Genomic DNA, 26,984 nt, shown 5'->3' on the forward strand with positions numbered 1-26,984 from the left:
ACCTCCAGAGCCGAGGGGGATTCTGAAGGGGTCAACGACCGAGGCGGCGCGGGGGTGGTCCGGAACGCGCAATTTGCACGTTCCGGACCACATGGATCACATGCTGGTCGAGTGCAGTTCGGCCACCTCGGCGTCCGTCAGTGCCCGATCGTAGACACGCACCTGGTCGATCGCACCGCGCCAGAAGTCGACCGGCCCGCTGTTGTACCGGGCCCGGCCGATCGTCAGCGGCCCACCGGAGGAGTCACCGTGGCAGGCGCTGACGCTGCCGGTCCGCTGTCCGTCGACGTACAGCGTGATGGTGCCCACGGCCACGTCCCGGACGCCGGTCAGGTGGTACCAGCGGCCGGTCTCCGGCACGTCCGGGGCCAGCGCGCGCCCGCCCGCGAAGGAGAACGCGAACCGGTTGTCCGCGCTGGAGTACTGCAGGAAGAACGCGCTGCGGTTGGCGCCGTCCTGGCCGACCGCGGTCGCCCAGCCGCCGAGGCTGTCCAGCCGCACCCACGCGGACGCGGTGTAGCTGCCGGTGGTGTCCAGCACCGGCCCGGCCGTCTCCGCGTACTGCCCGGCGCCGTCGAGTTGCAGCGCGGCACCGGAGACGCCGTCGGTCCAGGCGGGCGCGCCGGTCAGGGTGGCGTCGTGGTCGCCGACGGCGTCGACGGCGTTCCCGTCGAGCGGCCAGTGGCCCACGCCGGCCGGCCCGGGCGTGCCGGGTGCCGGGGCGCCTGCGCCGCTGCCGTCCACGGACGCGATGATCCGCTTGTTGATCTCCGCGACCGCGGCGAAGTCCATCTTCTCGACCGCCCGGTCGTACGTGTAGAAGCCGTTGACCTCATGTTCCACGTCGGTGATCTGGGTGTAGACGGACCCGGACAGCCCGCACCGCTCCGCCGCGCGCAGCAGGTCGGTCTGGTTCTCCACGTACCGCCGGGTGAGCGTCGCGCTGTCCGGCGTCATCTCGTAGGCGTGCCCGTCCGGGTACCACATGTGCCCGGGCACCTCGAGGCCGAAGCCGCCGTGCTCGCCGTCGGCCGCGACCCGGTTCGCGTCCGGCTGCGGCGCGGCCGGTCCGACGTAGTCGTGCCAGTCGATCATGTCGCCGCGCCCGGAGTCGCCCTTGGACGCGCAGCAGTTGACGCCGCTGTGCGCGTTGACGATCCGGGTCGGGTCCTGCGCCTTGACCGCGTCCGCGATCCGGCCGGTGGCCGCGCGGTCCCACTCGCCCCAGCCCTCGTTGAACGGCACCCAGGTGACGATCGAGGTCCAGGACTTCTTCTCGTCGACGATCTCGTGCAGCTGGCGCTCGAACTCCACCTGCGCCTCGACCGGGGGAGTGCCGCCGGTCCGCATCGACGGCATGTCCTGCCAGACCATCATGCCGAGCCTGTCCGCCCAGTAGTACCAGCGGTCCGGCTCGGTCTTGATGTGCTTGCGGATCGTGTTGAAGCCGAGCCGCTTGGTCTGCGCGATGTCGAACCGCAGCGCCTCGTCCGTGGGCGCGGTGTAGATGCCGTCCGGCCAGTAGCCCTGGTCGAGCGTGGACAGGTTGAACAGGATCTTCCCGTTCAGCGTCTGGTACAGCTTCCCGTCCGCGCCGACCGCCTTGCCGACCTCGCGCATCCCGAAGTACGACCCCACCTCGTCCACCACGGTACGGCCGCGGAGCACCCGCACGGACAGGTCGTACAGGAACGGTGAATCAGGGGACCAGAGCCTCGCCTTCGGTACGGGGACGCGCAGTTCACCGCCGGCGGCCCCGCTCGCCCGCCCGACGACCCGGTTGCCCTGCTTCGCGACCGCCTCGACGGTGAGCCCGGCCGCGGCCGCGATCCGCGGGTTGACGCGCAGCAGGCCGCCGGCCACGTCCGGGGTGAGGTCGAGCCGGTCGACGGCGCCGCGCCGCACCGGCTCCATCCACACGCTCTGCCAGATGCCGGACGCGCCGACGTAGAAGATGCCCGCGTCCGGGGTGTTGCGCTGCTTGCCGACCGGCTGCCAGGTCGCGTCCGTGAGGTCCTCGACGCCGACGATGATCTCCTGTGGGCCGCGCCGGGTCAGCGCGTCCGTGACGTCCGCGCTGAACGCGTCGTACCCGCCGCGGTGCGTGGCGACCCGGACGCCGTTGACCCAGACCGTCGCGTCGTAGTCGACCGCGCCGAAGTGCAGCCGCAGCCGCTGGTCGCCGCCGACCCGCCAGCCGGCCGGCACGGTGAACGTGCGCCGGTAGAACATCCGGTCCTCGGAGCGCTGGATGCCGGAGAGCGCGGACTCGATCGGGTACGGCACGAGCACCCGCTCGGCCAGCGTGGTCCCGGTCGGCGGTGCCTGCCCTGCGGTGGCGGCGGCGAACTCCCACACGCCGTTGAGGCTCTGCCAGCGGGCGCGGGTCAGCTGCGGGCGCGGATATTCCGGCAGCGCGTGGTGCGGGCCGGCGTCGTCTGTCCACGGTGTCGCGATCGGCGGGGTGCCCGGCTGCCACCGGGCCGGTGGGGGAGCGGCGACCGCGGGTGAGCCGGTGACCACGACCAGCGCGGCGACCAGCGCGGTGAATGCCTTCATCCGTACGCTTTCCCTTCTCACGGGGGCGTCGTGCGTTCCGGTCCGCAACAGACGGGAAACACTCAGAAACAATCAAGCACGACGACGGAACGTGTGGCAATAGGCGCTGGTCGATTTCGTAAATGTTGTTTTGTGTTCGGACCGCGATGGTGCAGAATCCCTGCGTGCACAACCCGAACGGTGCCCACCCGTTCCTTTCCAGTCCCGCCCGCCGCCTCGCGGTCACCGGCGGTCTCCTCGTCACCGTGGTCCGGCACGGCCTGGTCCTCCACGAACTCGGCGACGGCACCCCCGTGCGCGCGTTCGCCGCGCCGTCCGCATGGGCGCGCTGCGAACCGTTCGCGGACGCCGCCGGCCTCGGCGTGCTCACGCTGGACGGCGACGAACTCGTCCGGCTCTGGCGCCCGGCCGGCGCCCGCTGGCACGCGACCACGCTGGCGGCCCCCGGCCGCACGTTCCGCGCGTCGTCCCGCACCGTGATCGCGTTGACCGCGCACGGCGGCACCGCGCACGTCCTCTTCGGAGACGGCGCCGTCCACGGGTACGACAGCGTCACCGGCGTGCGGACGTCCCGCACCCGGCTCGGGCCGCGGGCGCCGAAGCCGGTCGAGGAGCACCGGCACGCCGCGCGCCTCGCCGTGCACGCGGGCGTCGCCGACCGGGTGCCGTTCGTCGAGGGGGGCCGGGTGATGTGGGCGTCCGCGGACGCGTGCGTGCCGGCGGTCCCGGTGGACGGCGCGCGTGCGGTCTCCGCGTTCGGTCCGGTCCTCGCCGTCGCCGCCGGCCGCGACCTGCATCGCTTCCACGGCGACCACCCGCTCGGCCCGCGACCGGCCACGCACGCCCGCGACATCCTGGCGGTCGCCGCCGCCGAGATCGACGGCCACCCCGTGCTCTTCACCGCGGACGGCACGACCGTGCACCGCTGGCCCGCCGTTCCGCCCGCTTCCGCTGAGCCGCCCGCTTCCGCTGAGTGGGCTGGGTTCGCTGAGCCGCCCGCGTCCGCCGAGCGGCCGGGGCCATCGGGTGGGGCGCGTCCGGCGTGACCGCTGTCCGCCCGGCCGGGGCGTGCGGGGACGGCTGATCGATCCGCCGGCGTCCCGGGGCGGTGGCGGCGGGCGGCGGGGCCTGCCGGGCCGGCCTCAGCCGCCGGTGACCAGGCGCCGGCTGCCCAGCGCGACCCGCGCCGCGATCTCCTCCACCGGCACCGACGACCGGTGGAAGAAGCCCTGTGTGTAGAGCGCCGCGTAGCCCTGGGCGAGCGCGATCTGCTCCTCGATCACGTGCAGCGAGTCCTGCATCGGCCGGTCGCCGGTCGCGGCGACCAGCTCGATCCAGTCGCTCATCAGCGCTCTGGTGGCCGCGGTCCGCTCCGGATCGTCCACCCCGGACAACTCGGTCGAGAAGATCACCAAGAATCCCGCGCCGGTACGGACGGCGAAGCGCAGATACGCCGCCCCGGCCGCCGCGAAGCGGGCCACCGGGTCCGTCCCGGCCGCGTCCGCCGCCGCCGTCACCTCGCCCGCCAGGTCCCGGGCCGCCGTGGCCGCGACCGCGGAGAGCAGGTGCTCCCGGTCCGGGAAGTGCCGGTACGGCGCGGCCGTGCTGACCCCGAGTCGTCGTGCGACGCGCGCCACCGAGAACCCGCCCGGCCCGTCCTCGGCGAGCACCTCCAGGCTCGCCCGGATCAGCGCGGCCCGCAGGTCGCCGTGGTGATAGCCGCGCGCCACTCTCCGTACCCCCGCTTGCCCTGGTGTTAATGGTCTCTTACATTAGCAGTGTAAGAGGTCTCTTACATTGGCGTGGAGGTACGCGGCGTGACGATCCGACTGGGTTACCAGATCCCGAGCTTCAGCTATCCCGGCGCGGCGCCCGGCGACATCTTCGGCACGGTCGCGCGGCAGGCCCGCGACGCCGAGGCCGCCGGCTTCGACACGGTGCTGGTGATGGACCACATGTACCAGCTCCCGGCGATCGCACCGATCGAGGAACCGATGCTGGAGGCGTACACGACGCTGGCCGCGCTGGCCCGCGAGACGCGCACCGTGCGACTGTCCACGCTGGTCACCGGCAACACGTACCGTAATCCCGCGCTGCTCGCGAAGACCGTCACCACGCTCGACGTGATCTCCGGCGGGCGCGCGGTGCTCGGCCTCGGCGCCGGCTGGTTCGCGCGCGAGCACGAGGACTACGGCTTCGCGTTCGGCACCTGGACCGACCGGTTCGCCCGGCTGGACGAGGCGCTGCGGATCATCGGCCCGATGCTGCGCGGCGAGCGGCCCACGGTGGACGGTGCGTGGTACCGGACCCGAGCCGCGATCAACAACCCGCGGCTGCGCCCGACCGTCCCGATCATGCTGGGCGGCAGCGGCGAGCAGCGGACGTTCCGGCTCTCCGCCCGCCACGCCGACCACCACAACATCAACTGCTACCGCCCGGACCTGCCGCACAAACTGTCCGTCCTCCGGCGACGCTGCGAGGAGATCGGCCGTGACCCGGCCACGCTCACGACCAGCTTCCTGACCCGCGCGGTGGTCACCGAGACCGCGGCGGAGGCGAAACGGATCATGGCGGAGCTGCCGGACACGTGGGGGCCGATCACGATCGCCGGTACGCCGGACCACCTCGCGTCCGTGCTGCACGACGAGGTGCTGGCGCACGGCGTCGGCGGTGTGATCATCAGCCTGATCCGGAACGGGCACGAACCGGGCGTTGTGACCTCCGCGGGCGAGGCGTTGCGACCGTTGATCTCGAGGACGTAACGCCGTTCCACGTTTTCGCAGGTGGGGGAGCCGTTACGGTGACTTCGCCGATGATCGTCGGCGTGAGATCGAGGAGGCTCTCATGAACCGTCGCGTGCTGATGGCGGGCGTCGCCACCGCACCCGTGATCGCCGGACTGACCGCCGCGGGGGCGGCCGGTGCGGCACCGAAGGCCGAACGGACCGCTCGTTACGGCGGCACCTTCAAGGTGGCGATCCCGGCCGGCCCGCTGTGGAACAACGACCAGGCCCAACAGGTCGGCCCGTGGATCGCGGCCGCGCACGGCGGCACGTTCACCGGCCAGTGGTGGACCGTGGTCGGCGGCGCGATGAGCGTGGTCGAGGTCGAGCTGCCGGTGCACCGGGACGGCGTCGACGAGTACACCACGGACGTCCCGGCCGGACCGCTGTGGAACAACGACGACGCGCGCGCCAAGTGCCCGCACATCTGCGCCAGCTTCGGCGGCGAGTGGACGGGCAACTGGCGCACGGTCATCTGGGGCAAGCTCAGCGTCGCCGAGTGCCGGTTCCGCGTGTGACCGGTGAACCGGCCCGTTTCATCGCCGGAACGGGCCGGTCACGCAGTACGTGATGCCGCCGGACGACGACCCGGACGTGCCACGCTGCGACGAGAAGTAGAGCCGGTCACCGGCCGGGGTGAACGCGGGCCCGGTCAGCTCCGACGAGCCCTGGCCGCTCACCCGCAGGAACACCGAGATCCGGTCGTCCGGCGTGATCAGGCAGATCTCCATGTTCCCGCCGTCCTCGGCCACGTAGAGGTCGCCGGACGGCGCACCGGTCACATTGTCCACCCCGGTCAGCGGCGCCGACCCGGGCGAGACCAGGTTGTCGTCGTAGGCCAGCTCGTACGTGCCCGCGGCCGGGTTCACCTGCCACACCCGGTTGTCGCCCTTGGTGGTGAACCACACCGTCCCGTTCGCGTAGTGGCAGCCCTCGCCGCCGTTGAACGACTTCGCGCCGCTGACCTGACGGCGGACCGGCGTCGGCGAGCCGTCCGGGTCCGGCACGGTTCGCCAGGTGAACGTGCCGGACGTGCCCGAGCCGGCGACCATGACCTGCAGCGTGCCCGCGGACAGATCACCCCACACCGTGGGTACGAACCGGTAGAACCGCCCGTCCGTCTCGTCCTCGGTCAGGTAGACGACCCCGCGGTCCGGGTCCGCGGCCGCGGCCTCGTGCGTGAACCGCCCCATCGCGGGCCGGACCACGGCCGTGCCACCCAGCGGGTACGTCTCCCACACCCGGCCGAGCGACACCTCCTCGCAGGACAACCAGGTGTTCCACGGCGTCCTGCCGCCCGCGCAGTTCATGTTCGTCCCGGACAGGATCCGCGACGCGCCGGTCACCGTGCCGTTCGCGTCGAAGACGATCCGCGACGCGCCCCCGCCCGCGGACGCGCTCACCTCCGAGTTCGACACGTAGACCCAGCCGCTGCCGTTCGGGATCACCGCGCCGCCGTCCGGCGCGTCGTGCCAGACGTAGGAGGTGCCCGGCACGACCTGCCGCGACCGGGCGACCACCCGGCTGGTGAACCCGGCCGGCAGCGCGATGCCGTTCGCGTCCGCGGCCTGCAACGGCCCGTACGGCCCGGCCGCGTTCTGCGCCGGCGCCGCATACGCCGCCGACCATGCGGTGAACGGCAGCGCCAGCCCACCCGCGCCCGCCACGGTCGCACGCAACAAAGATCGTCGATCCATGCCGAGGACCCTAGCGTTCCGTGGTTATCCGAAAGCAGAGCGTGGCGTTAACGGCATCCGGCGCCCCCGCGAACGCCCAACCCCACTCACCACACCCCCACCGCTCACCCGCCACGTGCCGCCATCTCCGCCGCGTTCCCGCCACGTCTCACCCGGCACCGCCACGTCTCACCCGGCACCGCTGCGTCCGCCGTGTCCCCGCCACGTCTTGCCCGGCGCCGCTGCGTCCGCCGTGTTCCCGCCACGTCTTGCCCGGCGCCGTGCCTGCCGCCGGGTGCGCGCCGGACCCGGCGGCATGCTCGACGCCGGGTTCCTGCCTGGCCTGCCGCCCGGGTCTGCCGGGTCTGCCGGGTCTGCCGCCGCGTGTGGGCCGGACTTGCCGCCGGGCCCGTGCCGGGGCCTGTGCCGGACCTCTGTCGAGCGGGTTGTGGCGCTTCGGCATGTGGTGCGCGCGCCTGCGAGGGGCGCGTCCGCGCCCACGATGCTCCTCCAGCGCTTCGCCGCGCGAAGGATCTCGGTCCCCCGAAGGTGGGTGTCCTGAGTGATCAATCAGGTGGGCGAAAAAGAGGTCATTAGACGAAGTGGATCGTCTTTTTGCTCACCTGATTGATCACTCAGGGCGGTCGGGCGGACCTCTGCGGGCTTGGAGCCTCCCGCTGGGAGCGAGATAGTGCGATATTTCGGGCGTGGAGAGCTCCGAGTGCCGCTGCGGTTCCGAGTGCGGCTGCGATTCCGAGTGCGGTAGCGGCTCCGAGTGCGGTAGCGGCTCCGAGTGCGGCTGCGGTTCCAAGTGCGGTAGCGGTTTCGAGTGCGGCAGCGGTGATGAGCCGGTGGGCGGGGCAGCAGGGGCGCGAACACGGGCTGGGCATGACCTGTGCGGGCGATGCCGCGGTTTGTCCCTTGCGGGAGGGCGGCTGCAAGCAGAGCGGGGGCAGCTGGCGGGGTTCGGCGGCTTGCCGCCGGGTTTGGTGACCACCCACCCGGCGTGCAGGGAGGAGCGCCAGCGACGACCGGTGCCCGCGGGAGCATGCGGGCAGCACCACGCCGGAAGCGGGAAGATCCGCTTTTGACTGGATCCGAGGTCCCGGCCGGGCCAGGTGTTGTGGTCGGCCGGGTCGGTGGCCGGCTTATCCCCGAGCCGGCGGACTTCGCTGCCCGGCTGCCTCCGCGGCCGGACCGAGCCGGGTCGGATGCGGTCGGGATGTGCCGGGTTCGAGGATGCGGCCGGCGTGCCTATGCCGGTCCGTGCGGTGCGGCCGGGCCGCGGCTGGCTCCGCCCGGCACGTCGAGCGTTCCGAGCAGGCGGCCGAGGCCGCGTGTCGAATCGGTGGCCGGCCGGTGGGCCCGTGGTGTCGTGGGCGGGTGCGGTCGCGGTGGTGGTTCGAGCGGGTGGCCGAGACCGTGTGGCGAGGCGGCGGCCGGTGGGTCGGCCGGCGGGGCCGTGAATGGGTCCGGTGCGGCGAAGGCGATGCCGGTCGCGTCGATCGCCGCCAGGTCGGCGCGGGTCAGACCCCGCCCGGTGAAGCGTTCCACCGCGAGCAGGCCCTTCTCCGCGCGCTCGCCGAACGCCGCCAGGTCCAGTCCGGCCAGCGCGTCCGCGACCGGGCCGGCCGGGATGTCCGGGTGCGGGTCCGGTGCCGGTTCGACGCTGGCCAGGACCCAGCCGTGCTCGGCGAACGACAGCCGGGTGCGCGCGTTGTCGTTCCAGAACATGCTGGCGGCCCGGCCGCGCGCGGACAGCGCGGCCAGCACCCCGGCGTGCGACCCACGACGGTGGTGCTCCTCCACGATCAGCACCGCATCCGGCGTCGCCAGCACGGTCAGCGCGTCCGCGCCGAACGCCCGGTCCGGGAACGGCAGCGGTGCGTCCGGGTCCGCCCCGAACGCGCGCAGCGCCTCGTCGGCCGTCACCCCGGTCGCGATCGTGACCGTGGCCGCGAGCTGCAGCCGGGAGTGGCGGATCCAGCGGTACGCCCGGTGCGGCGGCACGGGCGCGGCCGGCTCGCCGCGCAGCCGGTGGCCGAGCCGGTCCGTGCCGCGCAGCAGGAGCGGTGGCGCGGGCGGTGCGGCCCACACGGTCAGCCGGTACGACTCCGGCCCACCGTCCTCGACGTCCCGGCCACGCGCGTGCACCCGCAGCCGGTAGTCGCCGGGCCAGGGCGGCGTCACGCCGCGGTGCGATCCGCGGCCGGCACCGATCAGCGTCGCCTGCCCCGTCCGGGCCCGCCAGCTGACCTCCGCCACCTCGTCCCATCCCTCGTCGACGGTCTCCGGCGCCTCCGCCAGCACGTCCAGCTCCACCCGCACATGTCCGCCGTCCCCGCCGGTCCGGATCACCGCCCCACCATCGACCGCGACGACCAACCCGGTATCCCCGAACCCATTTCCCGCGCTTGGTTCGCGGTGCCCGCCTGACTGGCGGTGCCCACTTGGTTCGCGGTTCCCGCCTGGTACCCGGTTCCCGCCGGGCTCGGGGTTTCCGCTTAGCTCGCGGTTCGCGCCAGGTTCGCCGTTCGCGCCAGGCTCGCCGTTCGTGCTGGGCTCGTGGCTTCCGCTGGGCTCGGGGTTTCCGGCCGGGCGGGCGGCTGGCGGCGGTTGGTCGTCCTCGGGCGCCGACGGCCGGGTGGACTCGGGGAGGTGGTCGGCCTCCGTGAGGGCGAACAGGTGGCCGGCCGGTAGCACGCTGCCCGTGCTGTGCTGGGGATATTGGTACTCGGCGCGGATCTTCGCCAGCCGAGCTGCGGCGTAGGCGGGTGGCATCGGGGTCTCCCGCAGCAGGATCGCGGCTACGCCGAGGCCGAGCCCGACCGCCGCGTCCGCGTGCCGGATGCCCGGCCAGGGGGCCGTGTTCCGCAGGGCCGCGTGTGCCACCGCGACCGCGAGTCCGACATGTCCGGCGCCGTGCCGGGCCGCGATCGCCTCCTCGTCCGCACCGGGCGGGGCGGACGGCAACCGCACCGCCGGGTGCCCGGCCAGCCGCCGGGTCAGGTCGAGTACCGGGTCGCCGAGCGTGCGGACCAGCGTGGCCGCGGCGGACAGTGCCGCACTGGCCATCCCGTCAGTGACCATCCAGTATCCGCCGGCGGTCGGCCCGGTCGGCCCGGTCGGCACTTGCGGCACGTGCGCGCCGAGAAGCGCAGGGCCGGCGACGTCGCCCAGCTCGGTCAGCGTTAGCTCGAGCGCGCCGAGCACCCGCTCGGTCAGCGGCGCGCCGAGAGCCCGAAGCGCGGCCAGTACCGGGTGGTCGCTCGGCGACGGTGCCCGGCCACCAAGCGATAATGGCCGGCCGTCAAGCGATAGCGGCCGGCCGTCAAGCGACGGCACCGGCCTGTCAAGCGACGACACCCGGCTGTCAAGCGACGACACCCGGCTGTCAAGCGACGACACCGGGCCGTCAAGCGACGGTGCCCGGCCGTCAAGTGTTGGTGCCCGGCCGGCCGGGATTGCGTTGGCGGACGGGAACTCCGGGGCCCGGTCGTTCGCGACGCCGAGTCGGCCCAGGCGTGCCGCGGGGCCGTCGGCCAGCCGCCCGGCCAACAGTCGTGTGCCGTGGCCGACGGCCGCGGCGATCCGGTCCAGGTTCGCGTCTGACATCTCGGTCATTGCCCGCCTCCCTCACCCCGCGGGCCACTGTAGAGGAAGGGTCCGACAGGTCATGTGACCGAACAACGATCCGGAAGGTAGGCCCGTCCGCGGCCGAACCGGTGCCCGATGCCACTCAGCTTGTCTTGCTCGCGGCTCGTCCCTGCCCACACCCGCGACACCGGCTCACCCGCCCCCGCTGTGAGATGAGCGGTTACGGATCCCGTCCCGCGGAGGCCGCATACCACCACACCTTGACCACGCCGCATGGGCAAGGTGCGACGGTCGTCGATGCCGGCGCGCGCGGTACGGGTGGTGCAGGGGCAAGCGGGTCGTGGCGCACCCGACGGTGCGGGAGTCGCTGATCCGCGGAGCCGGTGCGGTGCTGTGTGCCGGTGCCCGGATGGTCTCCTGCCGTGGCGGCCGGAGCCGGCAACGCGCCGCACAAGCCACGCGGTCTGCGAGTGTGTCCGCCGCACGGCCACCAGCGACACGGGGATCGTCGTTCGGTGCCGTGCGTGACGGGCGGGCCGGCGCGGTGGTGAGGGAATCGGATTCCCTCACCACCGGGCACCGGTCAGTCCGGGAAGCCCGGAATGTCGGGCAGGCCGGGAATGTCCGGGATGGAAATGCCCTGGTCGTCATCGTCATCGTCGTTGTTGCCGCCGCCACCGTTGTTGCCGCCACCGCCGTTGGCCGGTGGGCGCGGGGGCGCGTTGCCGTTGCTGATGCGCAGGACCACCGTGCCGCCCTCGACCGTGCTGTCGCCGGGTTCGGTGCGGGCGACGCGGCCCGCCGCGCAGGTGGAGTCGACGCGTTCGGCGGAGACCTGGACCTGGAAGCCGCGCGCCTTCAGCCGGGTGATCGCATCCGCCTCGGAGTTGCAGGTCACGGACGGGATCGACACCAGCTTGCCGGTGATCATCTTTTCGCTGGGCGGCGTGAACTCCCTGGCTTCCTTGCCCTTCATCGCGTCGGCCAGCGTGTTGATCACGGCGGGGTTGACCGCCTCGGAGTGCGGATCACCCCAGGCGTCGCCGCCACCCTGCATGGACGTGTTGTGGTTGTCCGGGTCGCCGACGATGCCGGCGACCGTGAGCTGCACGGTGCTGACCACGAACGCGGCGGTGCGGTAGCCGTCCGTGGTGCCGGACTTGCCGATCACGGGCTTGCCGATCCGGTCGCGCGCGCCCGGGTCGGTGCTGCCCGCGCACCGCGACGTCTCGGACCGGTCGCCGACCGGGCAGCGCGCCGCGTCCGCGACCGCGCGCGCCACGTCCTTGTCGATCGCTTGCCCGCAGCGTGGATCGCCGGCGGCCAGCTTCTGCTTGTCCTGCCAGATCTCCGCGACCGGGATCGGCTCGCAGTAGCGGCCGTCCGCGGCGATCGTCGCGTACGCGTTCGCCAGGTCCAGTGACGTGGTGTCGGAGACGCCGAGCGTGAACGCGCCCCAGGTGGACGAGCCCTTCTCCAGCCGCTGGTCCTCCTCGGTGCGGAACTTGATGCCGAGGCGCTTCGCGGCGTCGACCACCTTGTCCGCGCCGACCCGCTCCTCCAGCGGCACGAAGTACGTGTTCACCGACCGGCCGAACCCGGACCACATGTTGAACGTGCCGGTCAGCGACGAGGAGAAGTTCGCCGGGCAGTAGACCGGGCGGCCGCGGCAGGGCCCGGTGGTGTTCGGCTCGACCGGGAAGTTGGAGACGTAGTACGACCGCGGCGAGGCGATGTCGTACGTCAGCGGGTAGCCCTTCTCCAGCGCCGCGACCAGCGTGAACAGCTTGAACGTCGACCCGCCCTGGAACCCGCCCACGTCCGGGCTGCCGGTGATGATCGGGTTCGTGGTGTTCGGGTACGTCCCGCGCACGCCGGCCCGTCGCTTCACCGGGTCGCTGTTCGGCTCGTTGCCCCGGTCGTCGTTCTTGTAGACCCGGTTGACCGCGAGCGCGCGCACGTGCCCGGTGCCCGGCTGCACGGCCGCGACCGTCAGCGCGTTGCGGTTGCCGTCCGCCGCGTACCGGCCGACGTTCGCCCGGGCGGACTTCTGGATGTTCGGGTCGAGCGAGGTCACGATGCGGTAGCCGCCGCTCTTCAGCCGCCGCTCCCGGTCGTACGGCGTGGCACCGAACGTCTCCTGGTCCATCCACCAGCGGTAGAAGTAGTCGCAGAAGAAGCCCCAGTCGTTCTTGCTGGTGTTCACGCAACCGCCCGGCGTGCGCTTGCCGTTGACCTTGATCTCGGCCCGCTTGGCCTTCTCGCCCTCCTCGGCCGTGATGAAGCCGAGCTCGACCATGCCGGGGATGACGTAGTTGTTGCGGCGGTCGAGCGCCAGCTTCTTACCCTCCTCGGTGGTCGGGTCGTACGCGGACGGCGCCTTGACCATGCCGGCCAGCAGCGCGGCCTCCTCGATCGTGAGGTCCTTGGGCTGCTTGGAGAAGTAGACCTGACTGGCCGCCCAGACGCCGTAGGAGCCGGCGCCGAACGGTGCCATGTTCAGGTAGTTGGTGATGATGTCCTCCTTGGACATCTCCTCCTCGACCTGCATCGCGTACCGCACCTCGCGGGCCTTGCGGGCCGTGGTGTCCTCGGTGGCCGCGACCACGTCGGCCGGGTGGGTGGCCGAGTACGAGATCGCCATCCGCACGTACTGCATGGTCAGCGTGGACGCGCCCTGCTGGGCGGCCTCGCTGTTCTTGTTGTTCAGGAACGCGCGCAGGATGCCCTTGTAGTCGACGCCGTTGTGCGTGAAGAACGTGCGGTCCTCGGCGGCGACGATCGCGTCGCGGATGACCTGCGGCATCTCGCGGTACTCGATGTCCTTGCGGTTCTCGTCATAGATCATGGCGAGTTGTGTCTTGTTGTCGGACGCGTACAGATATGTGTTCTGTGGCGTCCGCTGCACCGTGATCTCGGTGGGCAGACTGTCGAACGCCTCGATGCCGGACTTCGTCGCCAGGCCGGATATCGCTGCCACCGGGAAAGCGGCCGCGGCCACGACCACACCGGCCAGCAGGCCGCAGATGATCAGCGAGAACGCGCTGGTCAGCGGCGAGTGGTCCCGGTTGCCGGCGCGGAACAGGCCGGTCAGCCGGGTCAGGGGCGGAGCCATCGGTCTCCTTCGACGGGCGGTAGTGATCGGAATTCTCCCTCTTCGGAGGCCCTGCCGCCCACCCCGGTCGCCTGATGACGGGAAATTCCTCGATCCGTGGGTGAACCGGTGGCCCCCCTCGTTCCGTTACCCACGGCGACATGTCAGCGGAGCCGGACCGGGAGCCTCCATCGTGTACGACACCCCACCCACCGATCGTGACCTGCGACGGGAGCGTCTGGGAACCCGGATCGCGCTGATCAGCGCCACGCTGACGGTGGCGGCGGTGGTGGTCACCGGCGTGATCGTCGCCCGGAACGCGCCGGGTTTCATCACCGTCACCGACGGTGAGCCGGACACCGGGCAGCTGGCGGTGCCGGGTGACGTGGTGGCGCAGGGACTGGCCGCGCCGCCGTTCAGCTACACGTTCCACGGTTACACCGCCGGCGAGCTGAAGGTGTCCGAGCCGATGCTGGTCACGCCCGGCTACCAGGAGGCGTGGATCCGCCGGCCGTACGAGCTGGTCGAGCTGGAGGACGACAACGGCGAGGTGATCGACTCCCGGCCCGGTTACGACGCGCTGCTGACCGTCTACCGGCCCGGCGTCTACGACCCGGAGCGCTACCTCGGCCAGGAGCGGATCACGGTGCGCGGGCGGGACGGCTTCTGGGCCGAGAACGTGCCCTACCAGCGGGAGTTCGTCGACGAGCAGCCGCGTCCCGGGGTGGCCTGGCAGTACGCGGACGACGCGTGGGCGGTGATCTCGATGATCGCGGCCGAGCCGTACCCCCGGGCGGATCTTCTCGCGGTCGCGGAGGGTCTCACGATGACCGCGCCCTATCCGGCCACCACCCCGATCGACCTGGTCACCGTGCCGGAGGGATACACGCTCACGTCCGGCGGCACGGTCGACGACTGGCCGCTCAGCGTGAGCGAGCAGCTGGGCAGCATCCGGCTGACCGCGGACCGGCCGGAGTACCGGGGGCTGACCATGCCGGTCGACGTGCTGGAGAGCGGCGTGCCCACGATCGCGGTCCGGCTGGTCGACGCGCGCTGGACGTCGCACACCGGCGTCACCACCCCGGGCGCGCCCGCGACCTGCGTCGACGACAACACCTGCGTGCGGCTCACCGCGGACGGCAGGTGGCTCGTCGAGGGCCACGCGCCGCCGGCCGCCGAGGTCGACCCGGAGCTGCTGGAGCGGGTCGTCGGCGATGCCGTGCTGGCCGACGTGCCGAACCGCGGCAGCTGGTTCCCGCTCGTCGAGGCCGCGGCTCCCTAACCACGAACGGCGGTTTCAAACATCAAAGTCCGCTGGGAGTACGACGTAAGCCCGCTGAATGCTCGGGAACTGCTCACGTCGGAGGCTTGTCAACCGCCGTCGCCGGGCTCCGCGGACAGCAATCGGCGCAGTTCGTCCAGATCCGGGACCAGCAGCACCGGGGCGATCCCCTCCAGGCGTTCGGCCAGCCGGAGGCGCTCGGCGGGGGAGGCCGCGACCGCGATCAGCAGCGGGCTCGGCTCGTCGTCGGCATGCTTATCTCTTGGTGACAACTTGCTTACGTACCGTCTTGATCGTCCATTCTGCTAGATCATAGTGTCCCTTCGGGCTTCCGGCGTCATCCCTCCGGAGCCTGGGCATGGAAGTTCGCCGTTCGCGAGATCCTCCGAACGGCGGGGCGAGACTTCCGCCGCCCTCCGCATGACTCGCTCAACCCCCCGAGTCGTACCGAGGAGAGGCAGCATCGATGTTCGATCGTCCACACCTGCTTAGAGCCGCGGCGGCCACCGCCGTCGCGGCCGCGAGCCTCCTGGTGTCCGTCGTCGGCGCGCAGCCTGCGCAGGCCGCCGCCAAGGAGGACAAGATTCCACCGGCGCTCGCGCAGCAGTTCGCGGCGAAGGCCGAGGCTGACTACTGGATCCGGTTCACCGCAAAGGCCGACCTGGGCAAGGCCGCCGCGACCAAGGACTGGAACGCGCGCGGCACCGCGGTCGCCGCGGAGCTGAAGAAGACGGCGAACGCCGCGCAGGAGAAGGTGCGCGCGGAGCTGACCTCGGCCGGGGTCAGCTTCCAGTCGTTCTGGGCCACCAACGCGATCAAGGTGACCGGCGGGTCCACGACGACCGCCCAGAAGATCGCCGCGCTGCCCGAGGTGCAGGGCCTCTACCCGAGCGTCGCCTACGAGATCCCGGAGACGAAGGAGGGCGACGACGAGAAGACCGTGAACGCCCTCGAGTGGGGCATCGCCAGCATCAACGCCGACGACGTCTGGTCGCAGTACGGCGTGACCGGCGAGAACGTCGTCATCGCCAACATCGACACCGGCGTGCAGTTCGACCACCCCGCGCTGGTCGGCAAGTACCGTGGCAACAACGGCGACGGTACGTTCGACCACAACTACAACTTCTTCGACGCGGCCAACGCCTGTGCCGGTGACGCGCCGTGCGACACCGACGGCCACGGCACGCACACGATGGGCACGATGGCCGGTGCCGACGGCGGCAACCAGGTCGGCGTCGCGCCCGGCGTCAAGTGGATCGCGGCCAACGGCTGCTGCCCGTCCGACGCCGCGCTGATCACCTCCGGCCAGTGGATGCTGGAGCCGACCGACTCCGCCGGCCAGAACCCGGACGCGAGCAAGCGGCCCAACATCATCAACAACTCCTGGGGTACGCGGCTGCCGTCCAACGAGCCGTTCATGGAGGACATCACGAACGCCTGGACCGCGTCCGGCATCTTCGGCGTCTGGTCCAACGGCAACATCGGCCTGTCCGGCTGCAACACCAGCGGTTCCCCGGGCAGCCTGGTCAGCAACTACTCGGCCGGCGCCTACGACGTGAACAACGCGATCGCGAACTTCTCCTCCCGCGGGGCCGGGCAGAACGGCGAGGTCAAGCCGAACATCTCCGCCCCGGGCGTGAACGTGCGCTCCAGCGTCCCCGGCAACGGCTACGAGAGCATCTCCGGCACGTCGATGGCCGCACCGCACCTGGCCGGCGCGATCGCGCTGCTCTGGTCGGCCGCGCCCGCGCTGGTCGGTGACATCGCCGGCACCCGCGCGCTGCTCGACGGCAGCGCGATCGACGTCAACAACACCAGCTGCGGCGGTACGGCCACGGACAACAACGTCTGGGGCGAGGGCCGCCTGGACGCGCTGGCGCTGCTGAACTCGGCGCCGATCGGCGACACCGGCACGCTGGCCGGCACGGTCACCGGGCCCGGCGGCACGCCGGTCGCCGGTGCCACCGTCACGGTCGCCGGCGCGGTCGAGCGCACGCTCACCACGGCCGCGGACGGCACGTTCAGCGTGCTGCTGCCGGCCGGCGACTACACGGTCACGATCGCCGGCTTCGGGTTCGGCACCGTGACCCGCACCGTCACCATCAGCAACAACGCCACCACCACGCTCGACGTGGCGCTGGCCGAGGTGCCGAAGGTCAAGGTCACCGGCACGATCACGGACGGCTCCGGTCACGGCTGGCCGCTGTACGCCAAGATCACCGTCGCGGGCCCGTCCGGTGTGTCCGACTACACCGACCCGACCGACGGCTACTACGAGCTCGAGCTGCCGGCCGGCGCGACCTACCAGCTGACCGTGGATCCGGTCTACCCCGGATACCAGACCGTCAGCGAGAACGTCACGGTCGGCGTCTCGGACGCCACCTGGGACAAGGCGGTGCCGGTCGACGTCGCGGCGTGCACCACCGCGCCCGGCTACGGCTGGGTCTCCGACGGTGAGTACGAGACGTTCGACGCCGCCTCCACGCCCGCCGGCTGGACGGTGACCGACGCGGCCGGCCGCGGCCAGACCTGGAAGTTCACCGACGACGGCAACCGCGGCAACAAGACCGGCGGCACCGGCGGCTTCGCCATCGTCGACAGCGACGAGTACGGTGCCGGCGGCGCGCAGGACACCTCGCTGGTCAGCCCGGTCGTCAACCTGTCCGCGGTGACCGCGCCGGTGATCCGGTTCAACCAGGACTTCAACTGGCTGGGCTCGGACCGGGCCGATGTCGACCTGAGCGTCGACGGCGGCGCCACCTGGACGAACGTGCTGCGGCAGACCACGGACGCGCTCGGCCCGCGCACCACCGAGATCCCGATCCCGACCGCGGCCGGTGAGCCGGACGTGCAGGTCCGCTTCCGCTACTACGACGCCAGCTACGAGTGGTGGTGGGCGGTCGACAACGTGCTGATCGGCACCAACTTCGAGTGCAAGCCGGTCACCGCCGGCCTGGTCGTCGGCCACGTCGAGGACAAGAACACCGGCGGGTACGTCAACGGCGCCACCGTCAGCGGCGGCGGCACCTCGGCCGTCACCGCGGCGACGCCGGACGACCCGGGCCTGGAGGACGGCTTCTTCTGGCTGGTCTCCACGGCCACCGGAAAGATCGACTACACCGCGGCCGCGGCGAACTACGCGTCCCAGACGAAGTCCGTCACGGTCAAGGCGAACCGGGTCGTCGCCACGTCGTTCCAGCTCGCGGCCGGTCAGATCACGGTCACCCCGGCCGCGGTCACCGGCACGGTCCGCATGCCGGACGGCACGGTCAGCAAGAAGATCACCGTCAAGAACAACGGCGGGCTGCCGGTCGAGCTGGAGTTCAGCGAGCGGCCCGGCGGCTTCGAGCTGCTCCGCGCGGACGGCACCAAGGTCACCGACCGGCAGCTCCTGGCCGCCGCCGGTGCGCCGCTGCAGCGACTGACCACGCCGGCCTCGTTCGCCAGCCGCTCGTCGATGGCCGCCACCGCGGTCCCGGCCGCCACGGCGCCGAGCGCGGCGCCGTGGACCGGGATCGGCAACTACCCGGCCAACGTGATGGACAACCGGGTCGTGTCGCTGGACGGCAGGACCTACTCCATCGCCGGCGGCAACGGCACCGCGTCCTCCGCGAAGAACTACGTGTACGACGCGGTGGCGCAGGCCTGGTCCGGGATCGCGGACCTGCCCGAGGCGCGGAACGCGGTCACGGCCGGCGCGATCGACGGCAAGATCTACGTCACCGGTGGCTGGGGCCCGGCCGGCCCGTCGCCGACCACCTGGTCCTACGACCCCGACGCGAACACCTGGACCAAGCTGGCCGACAACCCGGCGCCGCGCGCCGCGGCCGCGCAGGCGGTGCTGGACGGCAAGCTCTACGCGATCGGCGGCTGCACCACGGCCGCCTGCACCCCGATGTCCAACACCGTGACCGCGTACGACCCGGGCACGAACACCTGGTCGACCGCGGCCGCGTACCCGAAGTCGGTGGCGTTCGGCTCGTGCGGCGCGATCGCGGACGCGATCTACTGCACCGGCGGCAACGACGGTTCCGCCTCGCAGAAGGCGTCCTACACCTTCGACGGCACGGCGTGGACCGCGATCGCGGACGCGCCGGCCGACAACTGGGCGTCGTCGTACGCGGTGGCCAACGGCAAGCTGCTGGTCGTCGGCGGTTCGCAGGGCGGCGCGATCACGAACGCCGGCTTCGCCTACGACCCGGACGCCGGCACCTGGTCGGCGCTGCCGAACGCGAACGCCGCCCGCTACCGCGGCGGTGCGGCCTGCGGCTTCTACAAGGTGGGCGGCTCGTCCGGCAACTTCAACGCGCTGCCGGACAGTGAGGTGCTGCCCGGCTTCGAGGAGTGCGCCACCGGTGCGGACGTCTCCTGGCTGACGCTGGACAAGACGACCGCGACGCTCGCGCCCGGCAAGTCGGTCACGGTCACGGCCACGCTCGCCGGCACGGTCGAGCAGCCCGGCACGTACACCGCGGGCATCGCGATCAAGGAGAACACGCCGTACACCGTGGCGCCGGTGTCGGTCACGCTCACCGTCCAGCCGCCCAAGACCTGGGGCAAGCTGCTCGGCACCGTGACCGGCATCAACTGCCAGGGCGTCAGCGCACCGCTGGCCGGCGCCACCGTCCAGGTCGACTCCTGGGCACAGTCCTTCACGTTCACCACGGACGCGGCCGGCCGGTACGCCCACTGGCTGGACAACCGCAACAACCCGCTCACCCTGATCGTCGCCAAGGACGGCTGGAAGCCGCAGACCAAGACCACGAAGATCAACACGAGTACGCCGACCACGGTCGACTGGGCACTGCGCCCCACCACCTGCTGACACCCGGTCCCCACCACGGGCCCGCCTCCGGTCGACGAGACCGGGGGCGGGCCCTTCGTTGTGGCACTCGTCACGTCACGCTTTCGGGCGGACCTCCTCGGCATCGACGCAGGTGGCTCCCGTCGACGTCCCCGAAAGGTGACCTTTGGGCTTAAGGGAACGTAAAAGTTCATAACCCGCAGGCGTGTTAGCGTTCCGCCGCCCTCTCTTGGGAACGCTCCCAATCAGCTCAAAGCACCTTATAGGGGATCGCCATGACTTCTGTCATCGTGGCCGCCACGCCCTTCCACGGACACGTCACCCCGCTTCTCACCGCCGCCACCGACCTGGCCGCCCACGGCCACGAGGTGCTGTTCCTGACCGGTGCCCGCTACGCCGGCCGCGTCCGCGCGGCCGGACTGCGATTCGTCCCGCTCGACCCCGAGGCCGACTTCGACGACCGCGACATGGACGCCTCGTTCCCCGGCTTCGCGGACGTCCCACCCGGGCCGGGCCAGCACGCGTTCTTCTGGCAGCGGGTCTTCGCCGACGCCGCCGGGGCACAGCACCGGCAGCTGACCGCGCTGCTCACCGAGTTCCCCGCGGCCGTCCTGGTGCACGACACGATCTTCCTCGGCGCGCTGCCGTTCTCCCTCACCGACGATCCGGGCCGGCCGCTCACCGTCTGCCTCGGCGTGCTGCCGCCGATGCTGACCAGCGCGGACGCGCCCCCGTTCGGGCTGGGCGTGCCGTTCACCGCGGACCGCGACCGGATCCGCGCGCTCAACACCGAGCTGCTCGAGGTGTACGCCGACATGCAGCGCGACATCGAGAAGACGTTCGCCGGCCTCGGCGTCCCGCTGCCCGGCTTCATCTTCGACTGCGCGGTCACCGCGCCCGCCCACTACCTGCAGCTCACCGTCCCGGCCTTCGAGTACCCGCGCACGGACGCGCCCGCCTCGTTCCGGTGCGCCGGCGCGCTGCCGCCGTCGGCCGGTGGCGCCTACGAACCGCCGGGATGGTGGCCCGAACTGCGCGCCGGCCGGCCGGTGGTGGTGGTCACCCAGGGCACGCTCGCCAACGACGACCTGTCCGAGCTGATCGTCCCCGCGATGCGCGGGCTGGCCGGCCTGGACGCGCTGGTCGTCGTCGCCACCGCCCGCCCGGACGGCCCGGACGAGGTGCGCCGGCTGCTGCCGGACCGGCCGGACAACGCCCGGGTCGAGGGCTACGTCCCGTTCGACCTGCTGCTGCCGTACGCCGACGTGCTGGTCACCAACGGCGGGTACGGCGGCGTGCACACCGCGCTGCACCACGGCGTACCGCTGGTGGTGGCCGGCGACACCGAGGACAAGGCCGAGGTGGCCGCCCGCGTGGCGTGGTCCGGCGTCGGCGTGGACGTGCGCACCGGCCGCCCCGGCCCGGAGCGGATCGGGGACGCGGTACGCACGGTGCTGACCGACGCCGCGTACCGGCGCCAGGCCCGGGCCATGCGGGACGAGTTCGCCCGCCACGACCCGATCCGGGCCCTCGCGGCGCTGGTCGCCGGGGCGGCCCGGTGACCGAGGCGCTGCTCGCCGAGCGCCTGCTCGCGCTGATCGCGGCGGAACGGACCAAGGTCGGCTTCCCCGGCTGGTCCGCACCGCTGCCCGCCGTGCTCACCGCGTTCTTCGCCTACGAGCTCAACAACTACGGCGACCCGGGCACCGACCCGGTGTTCGCCTGGCACACCAAGGACCTGGAACGCGAACTGGTCGGCGAGCTCGCCGACGTGTTCGGCGCGGCGCCGGGCCGGCACTGGGGCTACGTCACCTCCGGCGGCGGCGAAGGCGTGCTCGCCGGGCTGTGGGAGGCCCGGCGCCGCCACCCCGGCGCCCGCGTCTACCACTCCACGGCCGCGCACGCGAGCGTGGCCCGCGCCGCCGACCTGCTGCGGATGGACGCGGTCGCGGTCCCGGCCGGCCCGCGCGGCGAGATGGACTACGCGGCGCTGGAACGGCTGGTGCGCGGCCGGCCCGCGATCGTGCTGGCGACCGTCGGCACCACGCTGACCGAGGCGGTCGACGACGTACCGCGGATCCGGGCCACGCTGCGCCGGGCCGGGGCCACCGGCGGGTACGTGCACGCGGACGCGGCGCTGGCCGGGCTGCCGCTCGCACTCGCCAGCGCCGGGCCGCCGCCGTTCGGGCTGACCGGTGCCGGTGCGGACAGCCTGTCGATCAGCGGGCACAAGTTCCTCGGCGTCCCGTTCCCGTGCGGTGTCTACCTCGCCCGCCGGGCCCCGGGCGTCGCCGCGGACCCCGGCGACCTGATGTGCGGCGCACCCGACGCGCTCAGCAGCTCGCGGAGCGGGCACGCCGCGCTGATCCTGTGGTACCTGATGCGCCGGCACGGCCGGGACGGGCTGCGTGAGCTGGCCGACCGGGGCCGGGCCACCGCGGAGTACGCCGAACGCGCGCTCACGGCCGCCGGCTGGCCCGCCTGGCGCGCGCATCCGCAGGCCCGCACGGTCGTGTTCGCCACGCCGCCGCGACCGGTGCCGCGCGACTGGCCGATGCCGTCGGTCGGCGGTCTCAGCCACATCGTCTGCACGCCGGGCGTCACCCGCGCCCGGATCGACCTCTTCGTCGCGGCCGTCGCCGAGGCCGCGCATGCACACCCCAGGAGCGAGCTGGTATGTCAACCGCACTGAGCGCCAGCGTGATCATCCCGACCTACAACCGGGCCGAGCTGCTCGGCCACACGCTGGAGTCGCTGGCCCGGCAGGACCTGCCGGCCGGCCGGTTCGAGGTGATCGTCGCGGACGACGGCTCGGCCGACCACACCCCGGCCGTGGTCGACGCCTACCGCGACCGGCTGGACCTGAGCTACCACTTCCAGCCGGACGAGGGCTACCGGGTCTCCGCCGTGCGCAACCTCGGGCTGTCCCACGCCCGCGGCGACGTCAGCGTGTTCCTCGACTCCGGCGTGCTCGCGCATCCCGGCCTGGTCCGCGCGCACGTCGACCGGCACGCCCGCGGCGGTGGGGAACGGGCCGTCATCGGCTACGTCTGGGGTTTCAACCTGGACAACGAGGACGCCGCCACGATCATCGACCTGATCGACCCGTCCGACGCCGGGGCCGCGATCGCCACGCTCGCCGCGGACGGGCGCTGGCCGGACATGCGCGAGGACTTCTACCGGCGCCACCACGACGACCTGGCGGACCTGCCCGCGCCGTGGACCGTGTTCTGGAGCTGCAACGTCTCGGTCCGGACCGCGCTGGCCCGCGAGGTCGGCGCGTTCGACGAGCACTTCCGCAGCTGGGGCGGGGAGGACGTGGACTTCGGCATCCGGCTGCACCTGGCCGGCGCCCGGTTCGAGATCAGCCGCGCGGCCGTGGCACTGCACCATCCGCACGAGAAGGTGTTCGCCGACAACCTGGCCACGCTGATCCCGAACTACCTGCACATCGTGGCGAAGTATCCGACGCCGCTGATCCGGCTGCTGCCCGCGGTGCCGACCATCAGCCCGTTCAACCTCAACGACGTCGCCGCGTTCCTGGCCCTGCCGCGCTGCGCCGACGTGCTGGCCGGGCGATGACCGCGCTGCTGCGGGCGGTGACCGGGTCGGCCGCGCTGACCGCGGGGCTCCGGGCGACGACCGCGGGGCTCCGGGTGGTGCCGCTCGCCGGGGCCGGGACGGTCGCCGGGCTGACCGCGACCGCGCTCGTCACCGGCGCGCTGCCGGTGCTGTTCGCGGTGGCGAGCAGCCAGGTCCTCGGCGCCTCGGCCGGGCCGGTGCGCGGCCCGCGGCTGCTGGTCTGGTTCGCGGTCGCGACCGGCGCGCTGCTGCTGCGCGAGGTGCTCGCGCAGGTCCGGACGGCGCTGGCCGAACTGGCCGCGCGCCGGATCGACGGCGCGGTGACCGCGCGGATGATGACCGCCGCGCTCGCCGACCCGGGCCTCACGTCACTGACCCGGCCGGCGACCGTGGACGCGCTGCGGATCGCCGCCCGCGAGCTGGAGGAGGGGGTACGCAGTCCCGGGCAGGCGGGCGCGGCCGCGGTGGTGCTGCTCGCCCGGGTCGTGGAGTGGGCCGGCTACTGCCTGTGCGTGGCGGTGGCGTTCGCATGGTGGGCCGGTGCCGTGCTGGCCGGTGTGGTGCTGCTGTTCCGGCACGCCCAGCGGTACGGGCTGCGCCGCTACGCCGCGGCCCGGGACGCGCTCGCCGGCCCGGAACGGGAGATCGACTACCTGCGGCGGCTGTCCGTCGCGCCGGACGCCGGCAAGGAGATCCGGGTCTTCGGGCTCGGCGGCTGGCTGCACGATCGGCTCGGCACGGCCTACCACGCCTGGCTGCACCCGCTGTGGGCGGCGCGGCGGGCCGCCTACCTGGCGCCGTTCCACCGGGTCACCGCGGTCGGCGTACCGGCCGTCGCGCTGGTGCTGGCCGCGCTCGGCGCGACCGGCGGGCACCTGCCCGCCACCGCGTTCTTCCTGACCGTGCTGGCCACGCTCGGCGCGCTCCGGCTCGGTGAGTTCTATCCGGAGGTCGACCTGCAGACCACGGTCGGGATGCGCGCGCACGACGCGGTCGACCGCTTCGCCGGGCTGGCCGGGGGCGGCGCGCCGGCCGGGTCCGCCCCGGCACCCGGCGTGCGCGGCGAGATCCGGTTCGACGGCGTGAGGTTCACCTATCCCGGCCGGGACCGGCCCGTCCTCGACCGGCTCGACCTCGCGCTGCCGGCCGGGCGGTGCACCGCGATCGTCGGCGCGAACGGCGCGGGCAAGTCCACGCTGGTCAAGCTGCTGGCCCGGCTGCACGACCCGGACACCGGCCGGATCCTGGTCGACGGCGTGGACCTGGCCGGGACGGACGTCGCGGCCTGGCGGCGCCGGATCGCGGTCACGTTCCAGGACTTCGCCCGGTACGAGATGTCCGCGGCGGACAACATCGGACTCGGCGCCGCGGGTCCGCTCGACGACCGGGCCGGCATCCGGGCCGCGGCCGCGGCCGCCGGGATCGCCGCCGACCTGGACCGGCTGCCGGCCGGGCTGGACACGCCGCTGGCACCGCACCTGACCGGCGGGACCGACCTGTCCGGCGGCCAGTGGCAGCGGATCGCGCTGGCCCGGGCGGTGTTCGCGCTCCGGCACGGCGCCACCGTGCTGGTCCTGGACGAGCCGACGGCCAGCCTCGACGTCCGCACCGAGGCCCGGTTCTTCGACGAGTTCGCCGAGCTGACCCGGGGCGCGACCACCGTGCTGGTGTCGCACCGGTTCGCCACCGTCCGGCACGCCGACCACATCGTGGTCCTCGCCGGCGGCCGGGTCGCCGAGCGCGGCACCCACGACGAGCTGATCGCGCTCGGCGGCGACTACGCGCGGATGTACGGCCTGCAGGCCGCCCGCTACCACGACCGGCAGGTGCCCGCATGATCTCCACGGCCGTCCTGCTGCTGCGCAACGCGTGGCGCGCCGACCCGCGCCGCATCCTGACCGCGGCCGGGTTCGCGCTCGGCGGCGCGCTGGCCGGCCCACTGATCGCCGCCGCGCTCGCCGCGATGACCGGCGCGGTGCTCACCGGGCGCCCGGTGGCCGCCGCCGTGTCCGGTGCGGCCGTGGCCGTGCTGGCCGTGGCCGCGCTGACGTTCACCCACTTCGGGCACGTCTTCTGGTTCGAACTGTCCGAACTGGCCGAGCTCGACTTCGACCGGGACCTGGCCGCGCTCTCCAACGGCTCGGACGGCATCGCGCACCACGAGCGCGCGGACCTGGCCGACCGGTTCACGCTGCTGCAGCGGGAGAGCCGGCAGTTCCACACCGGGCTCGGCGCGGTGCTCGGCCTCGGCGGCCTGGTGCTGGCCGTGCCGGTCACCGCGGTGCTGCTCGCCCGGGTCAGCCCGCTGCTGCTGTTCCTGCCGCTGGCCGTGCTGCCGCCGCTGGCCGCGGCCCGCCTCGCCGAGCGGGTCCTGGACCGGGCCCGGACCGCGGCGGCCGAGCCGACCCGGGTGGCGCGGCACCTGTTCGGGCTGGTCACCTCCCCGCGGTACGCCGGCGAGCTGCGCGTCGCCGGGGTGGGCGGGCTCCTGCTGGACCGGCACGCGGCACTGTGGCGGACCGCCACCGGGCTGCTCACCGCGGGTCAGCTGCGTGCCGCCGCGATCCGTGCGGCGGGTCAGGCGCTGTTCGCGCCGGCCTACGGCGCGGCCGTGCTCGTCGCGGTCGACCGGGCGGCCGGGGCCGGCACCGTCGTGCTCGTGGTCGCGCTGGCCGTGCAGGTCAACGCGCAGTTCACCGCCGCGGTGGCGCTGGTGCGGGACCTGCAGCGGATCGACACCGCGTACCGGCACGCGGCCGAGGTGCGGGCCGCGGTCGCGGGCACCGGCGCCACCGGCGACGGCGAGGTGCCGGACCGGCTGCGGACCGGCATCACGCTCGACGGCGTCTCGTTCCGGCGCCCCGGCGCGGACCGGGCGGTGCTGCGGGACGTGCACCTGACGCTGCCGGCCGGCGCCACGGTCGCGGTGATCGGCGAGAACGGTGCCGGCAAGTCCACCCTGATCAAGCTGCTGTGCGGCCTGTACACGCCGACCACCGGACGAATCCTGGTGGACGGCGTGGACCTGCGGCGGATCCCGGCGGCCCGCTGGCGGGACCGGCTGTCGGCCGGTTTCCAGGACCACGTCCGCTTCGAGTTCCCGGTCCGGGAGACCGTGGGCGTGGGTGACCTGCCGCGGCTCGGCGACGACCGGGCGGTACGCGACGCGCTGTCCCGGGCCGGCGCGGAGGCGATGGTCGACGCGCTTCCGCGCGGCCTGGACTCGCCGCTGGGCACCGCCTACACCGACGGCACCGGCCTGTCCGGCGGCCAGTGGCAGCGGCTGGCGCTCGGCCGGGCGTTCATGCGCCGTACGCCGCTGCTGCTGGTGCTGGACGAGCCGGCGTCCGCGCTGGACCCCGATGCCGAGCACCGGCTCTTCGACCGGTACGCGGCCCAGGCCTCGGCCGTCGCCGCGCGCGCCGGTGCGATCACCGTGTTCGTCTCGCACCGGTTCTCGACCGTCCGCGCCGCCGACCTGATCGTGGTGCTGCGCGACGGCCGGGTCGCCGAGGCCGGCGACCACGAGACCCTGCTGGCCGCGGGCGGCGCGTACGCCGGCCTCTATGCGGTGCAGGCCGCCGCGTACCGCTGAACGCGCCCCGGGG

Annotated in this window: 16 protein-coding genes; 10 read left to right on the forward strand and 6 right to left on the reverse strand. The window is 73.0% G+C overall.

All coding sequences use genetic code 11. From position 1 onward, the window contains the following. Positions 1–96 precede the first annotated feature (96 nt). Positions 97–2,559 carry a LamG-like jellyroll fold domain-containing protein gene (locus J2S44_RS36025; RefSeq protein WP_310423588.1) on the reverse strand — a complete coding sequence of 821 codons (2,463 nt, stop codon included), beginning with the start codon at positions 2,557–2,559 and terminating at the stop codon, positions 97–99. A 164-nt stretch (positions 2,560–2,723) separates the two neighbouring features. Here J2S44_RS36025 and J2S44_RS36030 point away from each other — a divergent pair, with 164 nt between their 5' ends. Further along, positions 2,724–3,605 carry a hypothetical protein gene (locus J2S44_RS36030; protein ID WP_310423592.1) on the forward strand — a complete coding sequence of 294 codons (882 nt, stop codon included), beginning with the start codon at positions 2,724–2,726 and terminating at the stop codon, positions 3,603–3,605. A 96-nt stretch (positions 3,606–3,701) separates the two neighbouring features. On the opposite strand, the gene J2S44_RS36035 is transcribed toward J2S44_RS36030, so the two are convergent. After that, on the reverse strand, positions 3,702–4,289 hold the full coding sequence (locus J2S44_RS36035; RefSeq protein ID WP_310423595.1) for a TetR/AcrR family transcriptional regulator: 588 nt from the start codon (positions 4,287–4,289) through the stop codon (positions 3,702–3,704). 87 nt (positions 4,290–4,376) lie between these two features. On the opposite strand from J2S44_RS36035, the gene J2S44_RS36040 reads away from it, so the two are divergent. Both J2S44_RS36040 and J2S44_RS36045 read left to right on the forward strand, forming a co-directional pair. Further along, entirely contained in the window at positions 4,377–5,321 is a 945-nt protein-coding gene (locus J2S44_RS36040) for an LLM class F420-dependent oxidoreductase (RefSeq protein WP_310423598.1), read from the forward strand. 82 nt (positions 5,322–5,403) lie between these two features. After that, positions 5,404–5,859, forward strand: coding sequence for a mannan-binding protein (locus tag J2S44_RS36045; RefSeq protein ID WP_310423601.1), 456 nt, complete (start codon positions 5,404–5,406; stop codon positions 5,857–5,859). Positions 5,860–5,877: 18 nt separating this feature from the next. On the opposite strand, the gene J2S44_RS36050 is transcribed toward J2S44_RS36045, so the two are convergent. From J2S44_RS36050 to J2S44_RS36060, 3 genes are all read right to left on the reverse strand, one after another. Next, positions 5,878–7,038 (reverse strand): alkaline phosphatase PhoX, encoded by a 1,161-nt coding sequence (locus tag J2S44_RS36050; RefSeq protein WP_310423605.1) that lies wholly within the window; start codon positions 7,036–7,038, stop codon positions 5,878–5,880. 1,233 nt (positions 7,039–8,271) lie between these two features. Next, positions 8,272–10,641, reverse strand: coding sequence for a hypothetical protein (locus tag J2S44_RS36055; RefSeq protein ID WP_310423607.1), 2,370 nt, complete (start codon positions 10,639–10,641; stop codon positions 8,272–8,274). A gap of 556 nt (positions 10,642–11,197) precedes the next feature. After that, positions 11,198–13,729 (reverse strand): transglycosylase domain-containing protein, encoded by a 2,532-nt coding sequence (locus tag J2S44_RS36060; RefSeq protein WP_310423610.1) that lies wholly within the window; start codon positions 13,727–13,729, stop codon positions 11,198–11,200. A gap of 172 nt (positions 13,730–13,901) precedes the next feature. On the opposite strand from J2S44_RS36060, the gene J2S44_RS36065 reads away from it, so the two are divergent. Next, positions 13,902–14,990: a hypothetical protein gene (locus tag J2S44_RS36065; RefSeq protein WP_310423613.1), complete on the forward strand. Its 1,089-nt coding sequence runs from the start codon at positions 13,902–13,904 to the stop codon at positions 14,988–14,990. Between the two features lie 89 nt (positions 14,991–15,079). Here the strand turns inward: J2S44_RS36065 and J2S44_RS36070 are convergent, their stop codons facing one another. Next, the gene (locus J2S44_RS36070) at positions 15,080–15,262 is read right to left on the reverse strand and encodes a hypothetical protein (protein WP_310423616.1); all 183 of its coding nucleotides are present in this window, start codon (positions 15,260–15,262) and stop codon (positions 15,080–15,082) included. Between the two features lie 194 nt (positions 15,263–15,456). Between J2S44_RS36070 and J2S44_RS36075 the strand changes: the two genes are divergently transcribed. The 6 genes from J2S44_RS36075 (at position 15,457) to J2S44_RS36100 (ending at position 26,971) form a co-directional block, all read left to right on the forward strand. Further along, positions 15,457–19,815 carry a S8 family serine peptidase gene (locus J2S44_RS36075; protein ID WP_310423619.1) on the forward strand — a complete coding sequence of 1,453 codons (4,359 nt, stop codon included), beginning with the start codon at positions 15,457–15,459 and terminating at the stop codon, positions 19,813–19,815. 254 nt (positions 19,816–20,069) lie between these two features. Beyond that, positions 20,070–21,356 (forward strand): glycosyltransferase, encoded by a 1,287-nt coding sequence (locus tag J2S44_RS36080; protein WP_310423622.1) that lies wholly within the window; start codon positions 20,070–20,072, stop codon positions 21,354–21,356. Next, complete coding sequence (locus J2S44_RS36085) at positions 21,353–22,486, forward strand: aminotransferase class V-fold PLP-dependent enzyme (RefSeq protein ID WP_310423626.1); 1,134 nt, start codon at positions 21,353–21,355, stop codon at positions 22,484–22,486. Before J2S44_RS36080 ends, J2S44_RS36085 begins: the two co-directional genes overlap by 4 nt. Beyond that, positions 22,471–23,376, forward strand: coding sequence for a glycosyltransferase (locus J2S44_RS36090; protein WP_310423629.1), 906 nt, complete (start codon positions 22,471–22,473; stop codon positions 23,374–23,376). The genes J2S44_RS36085 and J2S44_RS36090 overlap by 16 nt, the downstream gene beginning before the upstream one ends. Further along, complete coding sequence (locus tag J2S44_RS36095) at positions 23,373–25,214, forward strand: ABC transporter ATP-binding protein (protein WP_310423632.1); 1,842 nt, start codon at positions 23,373–23,375, stop codon at positions 25,212–25,214. Before J2S44_RS36090 ends, J2S44_RS36095 begins: the two co-directional genes overlap by 4 nt. Beyond that, positions 25,211–26,971, forward strand: a complete 1,761-nt coding sequence (locus tag J2S44_RS36100) for an ATP-binding cassette domain-containing protein (RefSeq protein WP_310423635.1) — start codon at positions 25,211–25,213, stop codon at positions 26,969–26,971. The genes J2S44_RS36095 and J2S44_RS36100 overlap by 4 nt, the downstream gene beginning before the upstream one ends. The last annotated feature ends 13 nt before the right edge of the window (positions 26,972–26,984 follow it).

The sequence above is a fragment of the Catenuloplanes niger genome (genome assembly GCF_031458255.1).
Taxonomy (GTDB): Bacteria; Actinomycetota; Actinomycetes; order Mycobacteriales; family Micromonosporaceae; genus Catenuloplanes; species Catenuloplanes niger.